The sequence below is a fragment of the Kitasatospora sp. NPDC096204 genome (assembly GCF_044763205.1).
Lineage (GTDB): Bacteria > Actinomycetota > Actinomycetes > Streptomycetales > Streptomycetaceae > Kitasatospora.
In genome coordinates this window covers 15086-32381 of record NZ_JBIWFT010000039.1, presented here as the reverse complement: position 1 = coordinate 32381, position 17296 = coordinate 15086, and the positions used below count along the sequence as shown (strand labels likewise).

Genomic DNA, 17296 nt, shown 5'->3' with positions numbered 1-17296 from the left:
CGGAAATCCGCTCCGGCGGAACCGAACCCTCCCCCTGGGGCGAGCCGTTTCCGACCGCTGTCAACTCTCTTCGCGGCCACCGGGTCAGCACGGCCACAGCCGTCAACTTCCGTACACGGACATCCATCCACTCATGACGCAGCCTTCAACTCCTTGACGAGGTGGGCGAACCGGAGGTCCGGCCGCCGGGGGATGCCGAAGCGCTCGTCGCCGTACGGGAACGGACTGAACTCGCCGGTGCGCCGGAAGCCGCGCCGCTCGTACCAGGCGATCAGGTCGGCGCGCTGCTCGATCACCGCCATCTCCATCGCGCCGACGCCCCACTCCTCGGCGGCCAGCCGCTCCGCCTCGGCCAGCACGGCCCGGCCGATGCCGCCGCCCTGGAGCCCGGGACGCACCGAGAACATGCCGAAGTAGGCCAGCCCGCCCCGCCGTTCCAGCTGACAGCAGGCGACCGGCTCGCCGTCCAGCTCGGCCAGCAGCACCAGCCCGTCGGGGTGGCTCAGGGCCTCGGTGACGGCCTCCGGGTCGGTGCGCCGGCCATCCAGCAGGTCGGCCTCGGTGGTCCAGCCGGCCCGGCTGGACTCGCCCCGGTAGGCGGACTCGACCAGCGCGACCAGCGCCGGGACGTCGGCGGGCGTGGCGGTCCGGAACGCGGGCTCCCCGGCGGGACGGGCGGAGTCGGCGGCGGTCTCGGGCATGGCGGGTCCTCTCCTCACGTGCGGGGCCGCCCGTGGTGGCCGGCCCGCGGGCATCGTCGCACAGCGGCGACCGCGCCCCAGGACCCCGGGGTCCTCCCGCCACCGGCCCGGCCACCCCGCCCGGCACCGCGCCCGACACCGTCTCCGCGTGCGTTCCGGGCGGTCGGAAACAGGCAGGACCGGCAACGCCGGTTGCCGGTCATGGCACCCCGACACATCTGACATGCGTTCACTATGTGAAAAAAGATGCCTGGTGGCGGTGCCAGGTACATGGCTACTCTGCGGTACGGCCGGTCAGACCCCGGCCGTACCGGGTCATTTCGACCTTCCCCACGCTCGGACCAGAGGAGTGCTCATGCCCCGCTCTTCCCGCTCCGCCCGCCCCACCGGCACCGACAGACGGGCCGGCCGCCGCCTGCCCGCGCTGGCGGCCCTCGCCGCCGCGACCGCCCTGGTCGCCGGTGTGGCCGCCCCCGCGTACGCGGCCGAACCCGCCCCTGTCGCCCCCGTCGCCGAAGGCCGCCCCGGCTTCCACCCCGAGCAGGACTTCGCCGGCTCCACCGTCGCCGTCCACGAGGGCCGCGGCGCCGCCGCGCCGTTCGCCTCCCTCGCCGCCACCCAGACCCCCGGGCTGGACGTCTCCGGCTACCAGGGCAACGTCAACTGGTCGTCGGTGGCCGCCAACGGCGCCAAGTTCGCCTACGTCAAGGCGACCGAGGGCACCGGCTACACCAACCCCTCCTTCGCCCAGCAGTACAACGGCTCGTACAACGCCGGCCTGATCCGCGGCGCCTACCACTTCGCGCTGCCGAACGCCTCCTCCGGCGCCACCCAGGCCGACTACTTCGTCAGCCACGGCGGCGGCTGGTCCGCCGACGGCAAGACCCTGCCGCCCGCGCTGGACATCGAGTACAACCCCTACGGCGCCACCTGCTACGGCCTCAGTCAGAGCGCCATGGTCAGCTGGATCCGCGACTTCAGCAACACCGTGCACACCCGCACCGGCCGCTACCCCACCATCTACACCACCACCAACTGGTGGACCCAGTGCACCGGCAACAACGGCGGCTTCGGCACCACCAACCCGCTCTGGATAGCCCGCTACGCCTCCTCCGTCGGCACCCTGCCGAACGGCTGGGGCTACCAGACGTTCTGGCAGTTCGCCGACGCCGGCACCTTCCCCGGTGACCAGAACTACTTCAACGGCGCGGCCGACCGCCTCCGCGCCCTCGCCCTGGGCTGATCCACCGACCGTCGGGCCCCCGTCGCCGAGGCGGGGGCCCGACGGATGGCGGTGTCCGCAGCCGGGGCCGGTCCGGAGCCTTGAACGGGTCCGGCGTCACGGGAGGTGCGGCGTCAGAGCGCCTTGAGGCCGTCCAGCAGCCCCTGGCCGCCGGGGCTGCCGAGGCCGGTGCACGCGTCCCAGTCGGGCCCGGAGGCGTACGCGCCGTTGCTGCCCTGGGTGATGTCCCGCAGGACGCCCGTCGCGAACTTCGTGTACAGCAGCGGGTTGAGGAAGCCGACCTGGGCGGAGCCGGGAAGGCCCTGGTTGATCCGGGCGAGCAGGGCGCCCCACATCGGGGCGGAGGCGCTGGTGCCGCCGATCTGGTTGAAGTGCACGCCGTCGACGCTCGGGACGACCACGCCGGTCTGGGGGTCGGCCAGCGCGGAGACGTCGGGCGCGCCGCGCCCGCGCGCGTGCGGCGGGTCGGCCGAAGGCGGGACGTCGACGCCGTCCTGGTACGCGGGCTCCGGGAAGACCGCGCTGATGCCGCCGCCCGTCCGGCTGCCCGGGCCGTCGTCCCAGCAGACCTCGCTGACGACCTGCCCCTGGCGGACCACCAGACGGGTGCCGCCGACACCGAGCACGTGCGGGCTGGAGGCGGGGAAGTCGGCGTGGGCGCGCTCGTCGGAGGCCTGGTCGCGGGAGCCGTCGTCGCCCGAGGCGCAGCAGACGCTGATGTTCTTCTCGGCCGCGCCGGCGAAGGCGGTGTCCACCCGCCTCATCGCCCCGACCGTCCACCGGCTGCCCGGGATGGCCTCGGCGTTGCCGTAGCTGTTGGTGATCACCGAGGGCCGGTTGTCGGTGTCGTTGACGATCCGGGTGATCACGTCGACCCAGCCCTGTTCGGTGAACGTGGTGAAGTAGACGACGATCTTCGCCTTGGGGGCGAGGGCGCCGACGACCGCCAGGTCGAGCATGATCTCGCCGGTGCTGTCGGCCGTCTCGATGTCGGAGTCCTGCCCCGGGTCGTTGCCGGGGGTGCCGACGCCCGGGATCACCACGTTGGTGATGTCCGGCATGTCCTGGTGGAGGATGTTGACGAAGTAGTTCCGCAGGGCGTCCAGCGAGTAGCCGCCGGACGGGACGCCGGGCGGCGTCTCGCCGTTGAAGGCGAGGACGGCGATGCACTGCCCGCTCCCGTCGGTGCCGGCCGGATAGGCGTACGGCACCTGGAGCTGCGGTGGGAGGAAGGCCCCCGGCCGGACCGTCGCGGCGGTGTGCGCCACCGAGGCGGCGTCGGCGGCCCGGCGGATCAGCAGGCGGTTGCCGATCGGCCGGTCGTCCAGGCCGAAGACGTGGGTGACGATGCCGTCCAGCTCCGCGGGGACGAAGATCTGGCCCACCCGGCCGCGGTAGGTGCGGGGGTTGCCCCTGGCGTCCTGGTAGCGGTAGCGGGCCAGGGTCACCTGGAAGGCGTCCGCGACGGCCCGGGTGGTGCCGGTCAGCTGGACGCTGCGGGCCAGCGGGTTCGGGTTCTCGACCTTGAGGCCGTGCTCGGCGGCGAAGGCCTCGACCGCCTTGAGGTCGGTGTCCAGCCACCGGTGGGTGGCGGCGTACTGGTCGTCGGTGGGCAGGACGCGCCTGGTCGGCGCCTGGAGCGCCAGCTCGTAGACGTCCGGCCGCGGCTGCGCGGCGGGGTCGCGGCGCAGGTAGACGGTGACGGTCAGGGGTGTCTGGGGGTGGGCCGGTCCGATGGCCCGCGCTCCGTCGAGCGGAACGCGGGAGCTGTCCGGCAGCGCCACGTAGTGGTTGGTCGACATGATCGCTCCAGCGGTCGGGTCTGCGCCGGGAGCTCGCGACTCTGGGTCGTGTGCTTTCGACTGTCCGCATACGGCACACGCTTATGTCGTATGCGTACAGCGTCCTCCGGGGGCCAGGTGGCGTCAAGGGCCGCCGAGAGGGCGTCAGGGCGGCGCCCCCGGCCGGGACCGGGGGCGCCGCCAGGGGTGTGCGGGCCGCTCAGCCGTCGATGCGGTGCTGGCTCCAGAAGGAGGTCAGGTCCACGGTGGTGGCGGCCTGGGCCGCGGCCTTGAACTCCGCGGTGGTGGAGACGCCGTACCAGTGCGCCTGCGCGTAGTTCCGCAGCAACGTGGTCATCGCGGTGTCGCCGATCGTCCGGCGCAGGTCGTGCAGGGCGCACTTGCCGTAGCCGTAGACGACCGTGGAGTAGCGGGAGGAGTTCGCGTCCCAGTACGCCATCGAGTTGGTGATCCGCTCCGCCGAGGAGGCCCAGGAGACGCTGCTCCAGCAGCCGTTGCCGGTCTTGCCGAGGGCGAGGTCGGTGGCGTAGTCGGTGAAGGCCTCGTCCAGCCAGGGGCCGTTGTACTCGTCGTCGCCCACGATGCCGTACCACCACTGGTGGCCGATCTCGTGGGTGAGCGCCGTGGTGCTGACCAGGTCGAGGACGAAGCCCGGGTACTCCATGCCGCCGAACCAGAAGTTGTTGTCGATCACCGCGTCCAGTTCGCCGTACGGGTAGGCGCCGAAGCGCTGGGCGTGGGCGTCGACCGCCGAGGTCGCGGTGGAGAGCATCGACGCGGAGTCGGACGCGCTGATCCCCGCCACCGAGTAGACGTTGACCTTCACCCCGGCCGCGGAGGTGCCGGAGATCCTGGTGAACGGTCCGGCGCCCCAGGCGAAGTCGCGGACCTTGCTCGCGGTCGCCTTGGTGACGGTCCGTCCGGCCGCGCCGGGGGTGTCCACCGAGGTGCCGGTCGCGGGCACCAGCAGGCCGGTCGGGTGGTCCAGGGTGACGGTGAAGTCCGAGGCCACCGAGTAGAAGGACTCGCCGTTGTTGGTGTACGGGTCGAGGTGCCAGCCGGTCGCGTCCCGTATCGCCAGGACGGGCAGGGCGTTGCCGAGGAAGTTGTACGCGCCGTCGTGGCCGAAGCGGTCCGCGCCGCTCGGCACGGTGATGCCGAGGTCGAAGCCGACGGTGCCGCTCTGGCCCTGGGCGAGCGGGGCCGGCAGGGTGATCTTGAGCGCGGTGCAGTTCACCGTGAGCGGGGAGGGCGTGCCGCCGGTCACGTTGGTCACCGTGATCGGGGTGCTGGGGCAGCTGCCGTGGGCGTTGTCCCACAGCCGCAGGTACACCTCGTTCAGCGGCGAGGACGAGGCGTTGCTGAAACTCACGCTCTCGTGTCCGGTCCAACTGCCGCCGGAGGCGTCGCTGGTGAGCGCGACGGTGTACGCCGGTGAGACCGGGGTGCGGGTCGGGTCGCCGGGCTGGGGCGGGGTGCCGCCGCCGGAGGCGTCCAGGGTGACGTCGTCCAGCACGAAGCTGGTCTGCAGGCTGGCGTCCTCGACGCCGGTGAAGGCCAGCGTCGCGCTCTGGCCCGCGAAGGCGGAGACGTCGAGGGTCTTGTGCACGTAGCCGCTGCCGGCGTCCAGGTTGGAGTAGGTCGCCAGTGTGGTGGAGCCGAGCTTGACGGTGAGCTTGTCGTAGGCGGTGCTGCCGGTGGTCTCGGCGGTGTCGACGTGCAGCCAGAACCCGAGCGTCGCGGTGCCGCACCCGGCGGGGAGGGTGACGGACTGCGAGAGGGTGTCGGTGTGGCTGGAGCCGTAGCCGTCGAGCCAGGCGTAGGAGCTGCCGGAGTGCGCGCTCTGGCCGCTGTCCGCGGTGATCGCGCCGCTCGGCGCCGTCCAGGACGAACTGCCGGACTCGAAACCGCCGTTGGCCACCACCTGGGCGGGTGTGCAGTCCGCGGCGCTCGCCACATTGGGGGTGGCGAGCGCCGCGAGGCCGACCGCCGCGAACAGGGCGGCGCCGGTCAGGGCAGGCAGGATTCTTCTCATCGGAGCCTCTCGTGGGGAGCGGGCCGGGAGCAGCAGCGTGACAGCAAGCCCGCGCCTTTGAAAGGCTCATGACATGAGACGTGTACGCCTCACCAGACCGGAACCCTCACCGGACGACCGGCAGCACCGCCCGCGTACCGCGACCGGTCGCCGCCTCGATGAAGGCCACCGGGTCGGCGACCCGCGCCAGCAGCGCGCGGGTGAAGTCCAGCGCCTCCTCGGCGGGCTGCGGGCCGCCGACGGCCGCGACCAGGTCGAGCAGATGGACGGTCGCCTCCATCAGCGCCACCTCGCCGAGCGCGCCGACCGTCACGCTGCCGAGCAGCGGATGCGCCACCGTGGCGCCCGGCGACAGGTCCGCGATGCCCTCCAGCGCGGCGGGTCCCTCGACACCCAACCGGGCGATCAGCACGGCGGGTTCGGCCGCCTCGGCGGTCTGCTTCGCCGCCTCGGCGACCTGCTCGGCGGCGGTGTGGGCGATGCCGCCGGGACGGTTGTAGGCGCGCAGGATGCCGGCGCCGTCCACCACCTCGGCCGGCGCGTCCAGGACGGCCGCGCGCAGCCCGGCGAACATCTCCGGCACCGGCGCCACGTGCGCGAACAGCTCCCGTACGGTCCACCCGGGCAGCCGGGTGGACCGCTCCCAGTCCTCGGCGGTCAGGGCCGCGCCCCGCTCCGCCCACGAGGCCCAGACCTCCACCAACAGCGCGCGCACCTGGTCGTTCTGACTGTCCATCGACTCTCCTCGGGTTTCCTCGGGACGGCGATCACGGGGTCGGCCCCACGCTATCCCGGGCGCCCGGAAAACCGTTTGCCGGGCCCGCGGCCGGGCCGCCACCATCGACCCATGACCGACTCCCCCGCCCGTCCGCTGTCCGCACCCGCCGCCACCCGCCCGGCCACGGCCCCGGTCACGGTCACGGTCCAGCAGCAGCCCCGCCGTCCCCGGAGGCCCGACGCCGCACGCGCGTGAGGGCCGCGCTGGCCGCGGGGCTGCTCGCCGGGCTCGGCGTGGCCGTCCCGGTGGGGGCCGTCGGGGCCTACCTGGTGTCGCTCACCGCACGCACCTCGCTGCGCACCGGCACCTGCGCCGCCCTCGGCGTGGCCACCGCGGACGGCCTGTACGCGCTGCTCGCGGCGGCCGGCGGCACCGGCCTCGCGCCGCTGCTCGAACCGCTCGCCCGGCCGCTGCGGCTCGTCTCCGCCCTGGTGCTGCTGGCCCTCGCCGCCCGGACGGCCGTCACCGCACTGCGCAGCCGCCCCGGCACCGCCGCCGACGGACCACGGACACAACCGCCTTCCCCCGCCCGGGCGTTCCTGACACTGCTGGGCATCACCCTGCTGAACCCGCTCACCGTGCTCTACTTCGCCGCGCTGGTACTCGGCGGCGGCAGCCAGGGCGGTGTCCCGGCCCGGGTGGCCTTCACCCTCGGCGCCTTCGCCGCCTCCGCCTGCTGGCAGCTGCTGCTGGCCTCCGGCGGCGCCCTGCTCGGCCGCGCCCTGACCGGCCCGCGCGGCCGGCTGCTCACCGCGCTCGGCTCCGCCGCACTGGTCGCCGCACTCGCCGTCCGGCTGCTGCTCGACTGAACGCACGCCCCTCCGCCCACCGGATCAGCAAGCCCCGCGGCGGCGTCACACACCGCGACCGGCCCCGCCACCGCCGTTGCCGCAGCCACGCCCCCGCCCCAACCCCCCACCCCGCCTCCACCGCTGCTCACCGCACCCGCCGACCGACTCCCACCCGACCGAACGCACGCCCCTCCACCCGCAGCGGCGTCACACACCGCGACCGGCGCCGCCAGCGCCGTTGCCGCAGCCGCGCCCCGCCCCGACCCCCACCCCGGGTCGGCTGACCAGCGGGATCCGCGAAATCGGCCGCCGGAGTCCGCTCAACCGTTTACGTCCGATTCATACCTTGTATCCTGGTTCTGTATCCGCTGAGTGACATCCGCCAAAGCCCGGCCCGGAAGCGGGCCCCGCGTCGCGACTGGTCCGTCGAGCCGGCCGAGCGGCCGGGGCGCGGGCCGACACCGCCACCGACCCGGAGGAGTGCGGAGATGGCCGAGCAGGACGCCTCCGAGAAGCGGGGACGGCTGAGCCGCCCGCTGGTGCTGGGTGCCGCCGTGGCCCTGGTCGACCGCGAGGGTCTGGGTGCGCTGACCATGCGCAGGCTGGCGACCGAGCTCGGCGTGGAGTCGATGGCCCTGTACCGCTACACCCCGGGCAAGGAGGCGCTGATCGACGGCCTGGTCGAGGCCTACTTCGACGAGATCAACGCCCGACTGCGGGCCGGTTCCGTCCGCGGCCCCCACCAGGACGGCTGGCGCGCCGAACTGCGCCGGATCGCCCAGGCGTTCGCCGCCACCGCGCACGCCCACCCCGAGATCCTGCCACTGGTCGCGACCCGCCCGCTGGCCGTCCCGGTGTCGCGGCGCCCGGCCTCGGTGCTGGACCTCACCGAGCACATCCTGGCCGTGCTCGGCCGGGCCGGCTTCGACGACGCCGGCTCGCTGACCGTCTACCGCAGCTTCGTCGCCTGGAACCTCGGCTGCATGCTGGTGGACAAGCGCCAGGTGGTCGACAACCCGAGCGAGCCGGACCCCGCGCTGCGGCTCGGCCTGCACCGGCTGTCCGCCACCGACTACCCCCGGCTGCGCGCCCTGGTGCCCCGGTTCGCCGACTTCGACGACGAGGCCGAGATGCTGAGCGGCCTGGACAGCCTGCTCGACGGGATGCCCGAGCCGCCCCTTGACGGGTTCTACGGCGGCGACGCATCCTGAGGATACGAGGTACACGTCGGACATATCCGATCGAATCGGCGCCACCGGCAGCCCGCTGACGGCGCCCGGGAAGAAGTCCCATGTCCTCCGTACCCGACACACCACCCCCGGATGACATCCTGCGCCTCCGCGTCACCGCCAAGGACCCGGAGACCCTGCGCGCGCTGCTGCGCGACACCCGCCCCGACGTCGGCGGACGCCCGCGCGTCGAGGAAGACGGCCGCATCGGCATCGACGTCTACGCCCCGGCCGACCGGATCCCGGCCCTCGAACGCGAGGGCGTCACGGTCACCCTGATCGGCAACGCCAGCGAGGCCGGGCGCGCCGCCCAGGCCGAGGTCGGCAGCGGCGACCGCTTCGCCCCCGCCGACGCCGTCCCGCGCGGCCTGGCCGCCAAACTCTCCGGCTGACCCGGGAGGCCCGCCATGCCGTACCTGAACGTCACCGAGGTCGAGTCCGCCGTGACCAGCCTGGCCACCGCCTTCCCCGACCTGACCCAACTCGTCACCCTGCCCGAGCCCTCGTTCGAGGGCCGCACCGCCCACGCCCTGCTGATCAGCGAGCCCACGCCGGCCCCCAAGCCGTGCGTCATGATGATCGGGGGCGTCCACGCCCGTGAATGGGGCAGCTGCGAGATCCTCATCCACCTCGCCGCCGACCTGCTGGAGGCCCACCGGGACGGCACCGGCCTCGGCTACGGCGGCACCGCCTTCACCGCCGGTCAGGTCAGCGGTCTGCTCCAGCGGCTCGACCTGGTGCTCTACCCGCTGGTCAACCCCGACGGCCGGCACTACAGCCAGACCGTCAGGCCCATGTGGCGCAAGAACCGCAACCCGGCGAACGCCGGTGGCAACCCCGCCCCGGACTGCGTCGGAGTCGACCTCAACCGCAACTACGACTTCCTCTTCGACTTCGTCACCGCCTTCGCCCCGGGCGCCAACCCCCAGGTGTCGAACGACCCGTGCGACCAGCAGGTCTACGCCGGCCCGAGCGCGTTCTCCGAACCGGAGACCCGCAACGTCCAGTGGCTGCTGGACCAGCTCCCGCTGACCCGGTGGTTCGTCGACGTGCACAGCTACTCCCAGGACATGCTCTACAACTGGGGCGACGACGAGAACCAGTCGGTCGACCCCGACATGAACTTCCGCAACTCCGACTACGACGGCAAGCGCGGCCTGCCCGGCGACCTCACGTACGCCGAGTACATCCCCAAGGACGACGAGGACGCCGCCGTGCTGCTCGCCGAGGCGTTCTGCAAGGGCGTCAACGGCGTGCGCGGCCTGGCGTACAAGCCGATGAGCGGGTTCCACCTGTACCCGACCAGCGGAACCAGCGACGACTACGTCTACTCCCGCAACTTCGCCGACCCGGACCAGGGGAAGGTGCTCGGCTTCACGGTCGAGTGGGGCACCGAGTTCCACCCCCGGTGGGCGGAGATGGAGCAGATCGTCCTCGACGTGGACGCCGGGCTGGTGCAGTTCTGCCTGGCCACCGCCTGAAACACCGTAGGAGGCGCCAAAGCCCCGAAGCCACAGTGCCCGACAGCAGGGCGCCCGCCACGATAGGTCGTGGCGGGCGCCCTGGGTTTGTCCGTACATTTACGAGGCACACGTACGGGAAAAACGTACTTCGTATACGAGTCTGCTCGCCTCGCCGGCGCGGGTCAAGGGGGGTTCGGGGCCCGGGGCCGGCCCGGAGGGCGCCGCCCCTCAGAGTCGGGCGCCGAGCATCCGCAGCACCAGCTCCCCGTAGCGGCGCCCGAGCTCCTCCGGCGCCTCGGTGGAGTTGCCGGTGTACCAGCGGGAGACGTCGATGCCCAGCGAGGTGACCGCGCGGGCCGCCGTCCGCACCTCCGCCACCTGGAACTCCCCCGTCGCCACGCCCGCCTCGATCAGCGCGCTGACCTCCCGCTCGATGTCCAGCCGCAGCGCGGCGACCACCGCGTAGGCGTCCTCGGGCAGCGCGTGCAGCTCGTAGTTGACCACCCGGCCGACCGTCCGGGCCCGGGCGTGCCAGGCGGTGAACTGCTCGACCAGCCGCCGCATCCGCTCGGCCGGGCCGCCCGGGCCGGCCGCCGCACCCCGGACCAGGGCGAGCGTGGCGGCGTGGCCGGCCTGGCTGATCTCGGCCAGCAGTGCGGCCTTCGACTGGTAGTGGATGTACAGCGCCGCCGGGCTCATCCCCGCCGCGGTGGCGATGTCCCGGGTCGTGGTGGCGTGGAAGCCGCGCTCGGCGAACGACTCGACGGCGGCCTGGAGCAGCCGGTACGCCGCTTCGGGGCGGACGTCGGCGCCGGGCAGGGTCGGCCAGAGGTCGGCGAGCGGGGTGCTGGTCATGGCGCCATCCTCCCAGAGAACTCGTACAGGCATTCCCGCCGGTCGCCGCCTCGGGCGGGGCGGGAGTCCGACGGACTGTTGACAGGCTCCCGCACCGACAGCATGCTGAGCAAGCGCTTAGTCAGCAGATGGCGGGATTCCCCGGGGCCCCGCAGACCCCGCAGCCCCGGCAGACCCCGCAGATCCGCACAGGTTCCCGCAGGTTCCCGCACGAAAGGCAGGACGCTCCGTGGTGCACTCCTTCAAGGGCCGGGTGGCCATCGTCACCGGATCGAGCCGGGGCATCGGCCTCGGCATCGCGCGCGAGCTGGTCGACCGCGGAGCCAAGGTCTGCCTCACCGCCCGCAACCCCGAGCCGCTGGCCGAGGCCGTCCGCGACCTGGGCGGCCCGGAGAACGCCATCGCCGTCGCGGGCAAGGCCGACAACCCCGCTCACCAGGAGGAGGCGGTCGCCCGCACCCTGGAGGCCTTCGGCCGGCTCGACCACCTGGTCAACAACACCGGCATCAACCCGGTCCTCGGGCCGATCCTGGACACCGACGAGGGCGCCGCCGCGAAGATCCTCGCCGTCAACGTGCTGGCCCCGCTGGCCTGGACCCGCCGCGCGCACGCCGCGTGGATGGGCGAGCACGGCGGCTCGATCGTCAACGTCGCCTCGATCACCGGCATCCGCGCCTCGCTGGGCATCGGCATGTACGGCGTCAGCAAGGCCGCGCTGATCCGGCTCACCACCGAACTCGCCGCCGAGCTGGGCCCCCAGGGCATCCGGGTCAACGCCGTCGCCCCCGCCGTGGTCAAGACCAAGTTCGCCGAGGCGCTGTACGAGGGCCGCGAGGAGAAGGTCGCCAAGGCCTACCCGCTGGGCCGCCTCGGTGTCCCCGAGGACGTCGCCGGCGCCGTCGCCTTCCTGCTCTCCCCGGACGCCGGCTGGATCACCGGCCAGACCCTGGTCCTGGACGGCGGGGTCACCCTCGGCGGTGGCATGTGACCACCGGGGCGTTCGACGGCCCCACACCGGACGGCCGGGCATCGGAGGGCCGGACAGCGGAGGGTCGGGCGCCGGGCAGCCGGGGGTTCGACGGCCGGGAGTTCGACGGCCGGGGCGTGGTGGTGACCGGAGGCGGCCGGGGCATCGGCGCCGCGCTGGCCCGGGCCTTCGCCGCGGCCGGCGCCCGGGTGGTGGTCAACGACCTGGACGCCGAGGCCGCCCACGCCGTGGCGAAGGAGTGCGCGGGCACCGCGCTGCCCGGAGACGCGGCCTCCGCCGAGGGCCTGGCCGAGCTGGTCGGGCGGGCCCGCGCCGACCTGGGCGAGATCGACGTGTGGTGCGCCAACGCCGGCGTCGCCCCGGCCGGCGGGGCCGACGCGCCCGCCGCGGCCTGGGCGGGCGCCTGGGAGGTCAACGTCATGGCCCACGTCCGGGCCGCCGACCTGCTGCTCCCCCGCTGGCTGGAACGCGGCGAGGGCCGCTTCCTGGCCACCGTCTCCGCCGCCGGGCTGCTCACCATGCTGGGTTCCGCCCCGTACTCCGTCACCAAGCACGGCGCGCTGGCCTTCGCCGAGTGGCTCTCCGCGACCTACCGCCACCGGGGCGTGCGGGTGCACGCGCTCTGCCCGCAGGGCGTGCGCACCGACCTGCTCGCCTCCACCGGCGCGGTCGGCGAGGCGCTGCTCGCCCCCACCGCGCTCGACCCGGCGGACGTCGCCGAGGCGGCGCTGGACGGGATGCGCGCGGAGCGCTTCCTGCTGCTGCCGCACCCCGAGGTCGCCGACTACTGCCGCGTCCGGGCCACCGAGCCGGACCGCTGGCTCACCGGGATGAACCGGCTCCAGCAGGGGCTGGAGAGGAGCGAAGTGCTGTGAGGGCCTGGCAGGTGGGCGAACTCGGCGAGCCCGCCGAGGTGATGCGGCTGGCCGGGGACGTCGCGCGGCCGGTGCCCGGGCCGGGGCAGCTGCTGGTCCGGGTGCGGGCGGCGGCCGTCAACTTCCCGGACGCGCTGATGGTGCGCGGGCAGTACCAGGTCCGCCCGCCGCTGCCGTTCACGCCCGGCGTGGAGCTGTGCGGCGAGGTGGTGGACGGCGCCCGGCGGGGCGAGCGGCTGATCGGCAACCCGGTGCTGCCGCACGGCGCCTTCGCCGAGTACGCGCTGCTGGACGCCGACGCGGCGTTCCCGGCGCCCGAGGCGCTGGACGACGCCGAGGCGGCCGCGCTGCACATCGGCCACCAGACCGCCTGGTTCGGGCTGCACCGCCGGGCCAGGCTGCGGGCCGGCGAGACCCTGCTGGTGCACGCGGCGGCCGGCGGGGTCGGCAGCGCGGCGGTCCAGCTCGGCCGGGCCGCCGGGGCGCGGGTGATCGCCGTGGTCGGCGGGCCGTCGAAGGCACGGGCCGCGCGGGCGCTCGGCGCCGACCTGGTGGTGGACCGCCGGGAGCGGGACTTCGTCGACGCCGTCAGGGAGGCCACCGACGGGCGCGGCGCGGACGTGGTCTTCGACCCGGTCGGCGGCGAGGCCTACACCGGCTCCGCCAGGTGCGTCGCCTTCGAGGGCCGGATCGTGGTGGTCGGCTTCGCCGGCGGGCGGATCCCCACCCCGGCGCTCAACCACGCCCTGGTGAAGAACTACACGATCCTCGGACTGCACTGGGGCCTCTACAACACCCACGACCCGCGCGCCGTCCGCACCGCCCACGACGAGCTCACCAGGCTCGCCGAACGGGGCGCCGTCCGGCCCCTGGTGAGCGCCCGGGTGCCGCTGGCCGGCGCCGCGGACGCCGTCCAGCGCGTCGCGGCCGGGCTCAGCACCGGCCGGATCGCCGTCCTGGGCGACTGACCCTCCGCCCGGCTCGGGCGGCGACACCGGGCGGGGTCGCAGCTCTTCGGCTGCGACCCCGCCACCGGCCTTCTCCTCCTGCCAGGACGGGTCGGCGTCAGTAGACGGTGATGTCCCAGTGGCTGCCCTCATTGCAGTACAGGTTGCCCGACGCGGCCTTCCACTGCGGGTAGCCGTCGCCCCGGAGGCCGATGTAGGTGAAGCTGTTCTGGATGTAGCTGTCGATGCAGGAGCTGCGGGAGACGTCGACCTTGTAGCCGTTGTAGTGGCTGTAGGTGCCGGAGGCGTGGCCCACCTCCGTCCCGCCCGTGATGTTGATGGCGCAGCCGCTGGCCTGCTTCAGGGTGATGACGGCGCTCACCGTGCCCGAGTTGATCTGGTCGAACGAGGTGCAGGTGGAGTTGGACCTGGTGGTGCAGCCGCCGCTGGAGCTCCACGTGATGCCGGCGCCGCTCAACTGACTGGCGGCCGCCGACTGCGACAGCTTGGTACCGCTGGCGCCGGCCGTGGGCGCCGAGAGGGCGAGGCCCGCCAGGGCCAGGGCGACGACGGTGGCTGCGGTGCGTGGCTTCATCTGCATCTCCCGGTCAGGATGACGTGCCTACGACTCGACCCCCGGGCTCCGAGGACCGGCATCGCACCAGGATGACGTATCGCTGTCTATGCGGGTAGACCCCGGGCCGTGAATTTCGCGCGACGGGGAGCGGCCCTCAGCGCGTCGAAACGCTCGCTCCTCAGCCCTCGACGTCCACCGTGACCTCGTAAGTCCGCTGCTCGGGCGGGCAGTTGAGGGCCTCCCCGCAGGAGGTCCGGGTGGCGGTGAGGCGGGCGGTGCCGGCCGCGCGGGCGGTGAAGGCCGCGGTGACGGTTCCGCAGCCGCCGCCGGGGCGGCAGGACGGCGACGGGGCGGTGCTCGGGGCGCCGTCCGGGGCGAGGACCTCGGGGGCGGAGCTGGTGGCGGCGGACCAGTAGGTGCTGTGCAGCGCGAGCGTCAGCGTCGCGCCGACGGCGATCCGCACGGTGGTGCGGTCGGCGTGCTCGTCCACCGTGACCGCCGCCGGGCCCGGGGTGGCCGACGTGGTGACGGGCGTGGTGGCGGGCGTGGTCGCCGACGTGGTGGCCGACGTGGTGGCCGGCGTGGTCGCGGGCGTCGACGGGCCCGTTCCGGTGGAGGCGCAGCCGGCCAGGGCGAGCAGGGCGGCGGCGAGTGCCAGGGTGGCGGGTCTTCTCGGATTCACGGTGGTTCCTCTTGCCGTTGTTCCAGTTGCCGTTGTTCCGGCCGTTGTTCCACGGGTACCGGTTCGACGCACCGGCGGCCGGTTCGGATCCCGCCCGGACGCCACCCGGCGCCCGGACCGGAAAACGGCACCGGGGCGGGCGCTGGGCCCACCCCGGTGCGTTCGGCGCGACGGTGGTCAGGAGACGGTCACGTCGTCGTAGTAGGTGTAGGTCGGGTCACCCGGGTAGTTGTCGTCGTGGTTGCTCAGGGTGAGGGTGTAGCTGTGGCCCGGGGTGACGGAGGCCGTCTTGTTGGTCCAGCTCCCAGTGGTGGTGCAGGTCTTGGCCAGGACCGTGGTGGTCGTGCCGGTGGTGTTGTCCTTCAGGGTGGCGGTGGCCCAGTCGTAGGTGACGGTGTCGTTGCAGGTGTTGCTGTACCAGAAGGACAGCGTGCTGGAGCCGGTCGGCGCGGTGAAGGTCTGGGCGATCGAGGAGTCCCCGGTCGGGCTGGTGGAGCCGACCATCGCGCCGTAGCTGCCGCTGTGGGCGGCGGCGGCGGTGGCGGAGGTCGTGCCGGCGGCGGTCCAGCCGGTCAGGCTGCCGCTCTCCAGCCCACCGTTGGTGACGGGGTTGCCGCCGCCCCCGCTGGTGGACTCGGTCCAGGTGAAGGCGGTGTTGCCGGCGGCGCCGGTGCCGTCGGTGGCGGTGACCGTGACGCTGGAGGTGCCGGCGGCGGTCGGGGTGCCGGAGATCAGGCCGGTCGAGGAGTTGATCGACAGGCCGGCCGGCAGGCCGGTGGCCGAGTAGCTCAGCGTCTGGCCGGTGGCCGAGTCGGTGGCGCTGATCTGCAGGCTGGCCGCCGTGCCGACGGTGCCGCTCTGGTTGCCCGGGTTGGTGACGGTGACCGTGTTGCCGTGGGTCAGGATGGCGTGCGAGATCGCGCAGGAGTTGGTGTCGTTGGACCAGCTGGCCTGCTCGGCGTAGCTGCCGAAGGAGCCGAAGGAGATGTTGGCGGCGCCGCCGGTGCTGCCGGGCCGGATCCAGGCGCACTCGTCGGAGTTCTCCTGGCCGTTGTAGCTGCTGCCGGAGACGTGGTTGGTCCAGCCTCCGGCCGGGTTCTGGTCGGACATCATCTCGTGCCACTCGTGGCCGAGGGTCATCGTCCAGCCGTCCAGCGTGCCGGGCGAGTTGACGAAGCCGACGCCGCAGTTGGAGCCCGCGTCGATGTTGTACGGCTGGTTGGAGAAGGCGATGTCGCCGTAGGGCGAGCTCGCCGCACCGCCGGTGAGGGTGGTGTCACCGTTCCAGTCGTGCCAGGCGCAGTACCCGGTGGTGGGGTTCTGGTAGTCGTCCGGGTTGGTGCCGTGCGGCGACAGGACGATGTAGTACGCGTCCCGGTTGGCGGCGGCGGTGGTGTTGCCGAAGTGGCCGGCGGCCTTGACGGCCTCCTGGGCGAGCTGGTTGCCGCTGGCCTGGCTCGGCGAGGCGGCCGCGTTGTCGTACCAGACGCCGGACAGGACGCCGCCGCTCTGGTACGGGATGAAGTTGGCGTTGGACGGGCAGCTCACCGCACCGGTGGCGACGTTGGGGCCGTCGCACCACTGGGTCAGGTCGGCGGACCAGGTCTCGCCGTTGGTGCCGATGCCCTTGAACATCTGCTGGGTGGCACCGGCGGCGCCGGCCGAGTCGTTGGAGAACTTCGCGTTGCCGTTGGCGTCGGTGCTCTGGGTGCCCCACTGGTTGCCGTAGAACACCAGGTAGACCTTGGAGTGCCCGCTCTGCACGCCGATGCCGTCGACGCCACCGCCGTACGACAGCGTCTGCTGGCCCGTCGCCGCGGCCTGGTTGTGGGCGGCAAGCCACTTCTTGTAGTTCTCGTGCTGCGACATGCCGGGGACCGCGCCGTGCCGGTAGGGGTGGCCGCTCTGCGGGCTCCAGGGGTTGAACTCGTTGGTGGAGCTGCCCTGCGAGCCGGAGACGTCCTGCGCGGAGGCCGGAGCGGCCGCGCCGGCCAGGCCGGCGGCGGCGAGCGCGAGCGACGCGATCGCGGTGAGCGCCGCGGTCCTCGCGCGTCCTGTCCTGGGGGAGTGACCCATGGGTGAGGGTGCCTCTCTTCTGCCGATCGTCCGCGGCCCGGGGGCCGGGAACGATCCCTTTGTGGGGAAGGGCCGGCGGCGGATTCCGTCGGGGCGGGTTCCGGTCGAATGTCATTCGTACACCGGAATTGACTGCCCGTCGGCTTTTTGCCGCCTGCGTGGCAAGAAGGAAAGCAGAGCTGATGAACACCGGTCAACGGCGTAGGGTAAGGAACGATTAAGAAGCGCGTCCAAGCAGGTCAAGCGGTTTCCAA

17 protein-coding genes are annotated in these 17296 nt (G+C 73.3%); 9 read left to right on the top strand and 8 right to left on the bottom strand.

What is annotated here, in order from left to right:
• Positions 1-131 precede the first annotated feature (131 nt).
• Positions 132-701, bottom strand: coding sequence for a GNAT family N-acetyltransferase (locus ACIQ87_RS32545; RefSeq protein WP_402413845.1), 570 nt, complete (start codon positions 699-701; stop codon positions 132-134).
• 355 nt (positions 702-1056) lie between these two features.
• On the opposite strand from ACIQ87_RS32545, the gene ACIQ87_RS32540 reads away from it, so the two are divergent.
• Positions 1057-1944, top strand: a complete 888-nt coding sequence (locus ACIQ87_RS32540) for a lysozyme (RefSeq protein ID WP_402413842.1) — start codon at positions 1057-1059, stop codon at positions 1942-1944.
• A 113-nt stretch (positions 1945-2057) separates the two neighbouring features.
• Here ACIQ87_RS32540 and ACIQ87_RS32535 read toward each other — a convergent pair whose 3' ends face one another.
• The 3 genes from ACIQ87_RS32535 to ACIQ87_RS32525 all read right to left on the bottom strand — a co-directional run bounded on the left by ACIQ87_RS32535 (position 2058) and on the right by ACIQ87_RS32525 (position 6517).
• Positions 2058-3746, bottom strand: coding sequence for a protease pro-enzyme activation domain-containing protein (locus tag ACIQ87_RS32535; protein WP_402413839.1), 1689 nt, complete (start codon positions 3744-3746; stop codon positions 2058-2060).
• A 199-nt stretch (positions 3747-3945) separates the two neighbouring features.
• Positions 3946-5781, bottom strand: coding sequence for a M1 family aminopeptidase (locus tag ACIQ87_RS32530; RefSeq protein ID WP_402413836.1), 1836 nt, complete (start codon positions 5779-5781; stop codon positions 3946-3948).
• Positions 5782-5887: 106 nt separating this feature from the next.
• A complete protein-coding gene (locus ACIQ87_RS32525; RefSeq protein WP_402413834.1) occupies positions 5888-6517 on the bottom strand; it encodes a maleylpyruvate isomerase N-terminal domain-containing protein in 630 nt (209 codons plus the stop codon).
• A 111-nt stretch (positions 6518-6628) separates the two neighbouring features.
• On the opposite strand from ACIQ87_RS32525, the gene ACIQ87_RS32520 reads away from it, so the two are divergent.
• The 5 genes from ACIQ87_RS32520 to ACIQ87_RS32500 all read left to right on the top strand — a co-directional run bounded on the left by ACIQ87_RS32520 (position 6629) and on the right by ACIQ87_RS32500 (position 10060).
• Positions 6629-6754, top strand: coding sequence for a hypothetical protein (locus tag ACIQ87_RS32520; RefSeq protein ID WP_402413832.1), 126 nt, complete (start codon positions 6629-6631; stop codon positions 6752-6754).
• Positions 6751-7368 carry a LysE family transporter gene (locus ACIQ87_RS32515; RefSeq protein ID WP_402413829.1) on the top strand — a complete coding sequence of 206 codons (618 nt, stop codon included), beginning with the start codon at positions 6751-6753 and terminating at the stop codon, positions 7366-7368. Before ACIQ87_RS32520 ends, ACIQ87_RS32515 begins: the two co-directional genes overlap by 4 nt.
• Before the next feature lie 470 nt (positions 7369-7838).
• The gene (locus tag ACIQ87_RS32510) at positions 7839-8561 is read left to right on the top strand and encodes a TetR/AcrR family transcriptional regulator (RefSeq protein ID WP_402413827.1); all 723 of its coding nucleotides are present in this window, start codon (positions 7839-7841) and stop codon (positions 8559-8561) included.
• Between the two features lie 80 nt (positions 8562-8641).
• Positions 8642-8971 (top strand): hypothetical protein, encoded by a 330-nt coding sequence (locus ACIQ87_RS32505; RefSeq protein ID WP_402413824.1) that lies wholly within the window; start codon positions 8642-8644, stop codon positions 8969-8971.
• 15 nt (positions 8972-8986) lie between these two features.
• Positions 8987-10060: a M14 family metallopeptidase gene (locus tag ACIQ87_RS32500; protein ID WP_402413821.1), complete on the top strand. Its 1074-nt coding sequence runs from the start codon at positions 8987-8989 to the stop codon at positions 10058-10060.
• A 210-nt stretch (positions 10061-10270) separates the two neighbouring features.
• Here the strand turns inward: ACIQ87_RS32500 and ACIQ87_RS32495 are convergent, their stop codons facing one another.
• Positions 10271-10897, bottom strand: a complete 627-nt coding sequence (locus tag ACIQ87_RS32495; protein ID WP_402413818.1) for a TetR/AcrR family transcriptional regulator — start codon at positions 10895-10897, stop codon at positions 10271-10273.
• 229 nt (positions 10898-11126) lie between these two features.
• Between ACIQ87_RS32495 and ACIQ87_RS32490 the strand changes: the two genes are divergently transcribed.
• The 3 genes from ACIQ87_RS32490 (at position 11127) to ACIQ87_RS32480 (ending at position 13728) form a co-directional block, all read left to right on the top strand.
• The gene (locus tag ACIQ87_RS32490; protein ID WP_402413816.1) at positions 11127-11885 is read left to right on the top strand and encodes an SDR family oxidoreductase; all 759 of its coding nucleotides are present in this window, start codon (positions 11127-11129) and stop codon (positions 11883-11885) included.
• Positions 11886-12001: 116 nt separating this feature from the next.
• The gene (locus ACIQ87_RS32485) at positions 12002-12760 is read left to right on the top strand and encodes an SDR family oxidoreductase (protein ID WP_402413978.1); all 759 of its coding nucleotides are present in this window, start codon (positions 12002-12004) and stop codon (positions 12758-12760) included.
• Positions 12757-13728, top strand: a complete 972-nt coding sequence (locus ACIQ87_RS32480) for an NADPH:quinone oxidoreductase family protein (protein WP_402413813.1) — start codon at positions 12757-12759, stop codon at positions 13726-13728. The genes ACIQ87_RS32485 and ACIQ87_RS32480 overlap by 4 nt, the downstream gene beginning before the upstream one ends.
• A gap of 97 nt (positions 13729-13825) precedes the next feature.
• Here ACIQ87_RS32480 and ACIQ87_RS32475 read toward each other — a convergent pair whose 3' ends face one another.
• The 3 genes from ACIQ87_RS32475 to ACIQ87_RS32465 form a co-directional block, all read right to left on the bottom strand.
• Entirely contained in the window at positions 13826-14302 is a 477-nt protein-coding gene (locus ACIQ87_RS32475; protein ID WP_402413811.1) for a hypothetical protein, read from the bottom strand.
• Positions 14303-14462: 160 nt separating this feature from the next.
• Positions 14463-14966 carry a hypothetical protein gene (locus tag ACIQ87_RS32470; RefSeq protein WP_402413809.1) on the bottom strand — a complete coding sequence of 168 codons (504 nt, stop codon included), beginning with the start codon at positions 14964-14966 and terminating at the stop codon, positions 14463-14465.
• A 177-nt stretch (positions 14967-15143) separates the two neighbouring features.
• Positions 15144-17042 (bottom strand): putative Ig domain-containing protein, encoded by a 1899-nt coding sequence (locus tag ACIQ87_RS32465; protein ID WP_402413807.1) that lies wholly within the window; start codon positions 17040-17042, stop codon positions 15144-15146.
• Positions 17043-17296 lie beyond the last annotated feature (254 nt).

Excerpts from the sequence above, each read along its gene's own strand:
- ACIQ87_RS32545 (WP_402413845.1), bottom strand. The coding sequence starts at position 701 with ATGCCCGAGACCGCCGCCGACTCCGCCCGTCCCGCCGGGGAGCCCGCG.
- ACIQ87_RS32540 (WP_402413842.1), top strand. The coding sequence starts at position 1,057 with ATGCCCCGCTCTTCCCGCTCCGCCCGCCCCACCGGCACCGACAGACGG.
- ACIQ87_RS32535 (WP_402413839.1), bottom strand. The coding sequence starts at position 3,746 with ATGTCGACCAACCACTACGTGGCGCTGCCGGACAGCTCCCGCGTTCCG.
- ACIQ87_RS32530 (WP_402413836.1), bottom strand. The coding sequence starts at position 5,781 with ATGAGAAGAATCCTGCCTGCCCTGACCGGCGCCGCCCTGTTCGCGGCG.
- ACIQ87_RS32525 (WP_402413834.1), bottom strand. The coding sequence starts at position 6,517 with ATGGACAGTCAGAACGACCAGGTGCGCGCGCTGTTGGTGGAGGTCTGG.
- ACIQ87_RS32520 (WP_402413832.1), top strand. The coding sequence starts at position 6,629 with ATGACCGACTCCCCCGCCCGTCCGCTGTCCGCACCCGCCGCCACCCGC.
- ACIQ87_RS32510 (WP_402413827.1), top strand. The coding sequence starts at position 7,839 with ATGGCCGAGCAGGACGCCTCCGAGAAGCGGGGACGGCTGAGCCGCCCG.
- ACIQ87_RS32505 (WP_402413824.1), top strand. The coding sequence starts at position 8,642 with ATGTCCTCCGTACCCGACACACCACCCCCGGATGACATCCTGCGCCTC.
- ACIQ87_RS32500 (WP_402413821.1), top strand. The coding sequence starts at position 8,987 with ATGCCGTACCTGAACGTCACCGAGGTCGAGTCCGCCGTGACCAGCCTG.
- ACIQ87_RS32495 (WP_402413818.1), bottom strand. The coding sequence starts at position 10,897 with ATGACCAGCACCCCGCTCGCCGACCTCTGGCCGACCCTGCCCGGCGCC.
- ACIQ87_RS32475 (WP_402413811.1), bottom strand. The coding sequence starts at position 14,302 with ATGAAGCCACGCACCGCAGCCACCGTCGTCGCCCTGGCCCTGGCGGGC.
- ACIQ87_RS32465 (WP_402413807.1), bottom strand. The coding sequence starts at position 17,042 with ATGGGTCACTCCCCCAGGACAGGACGCGCGAGGACCGCGGCGCTCACC.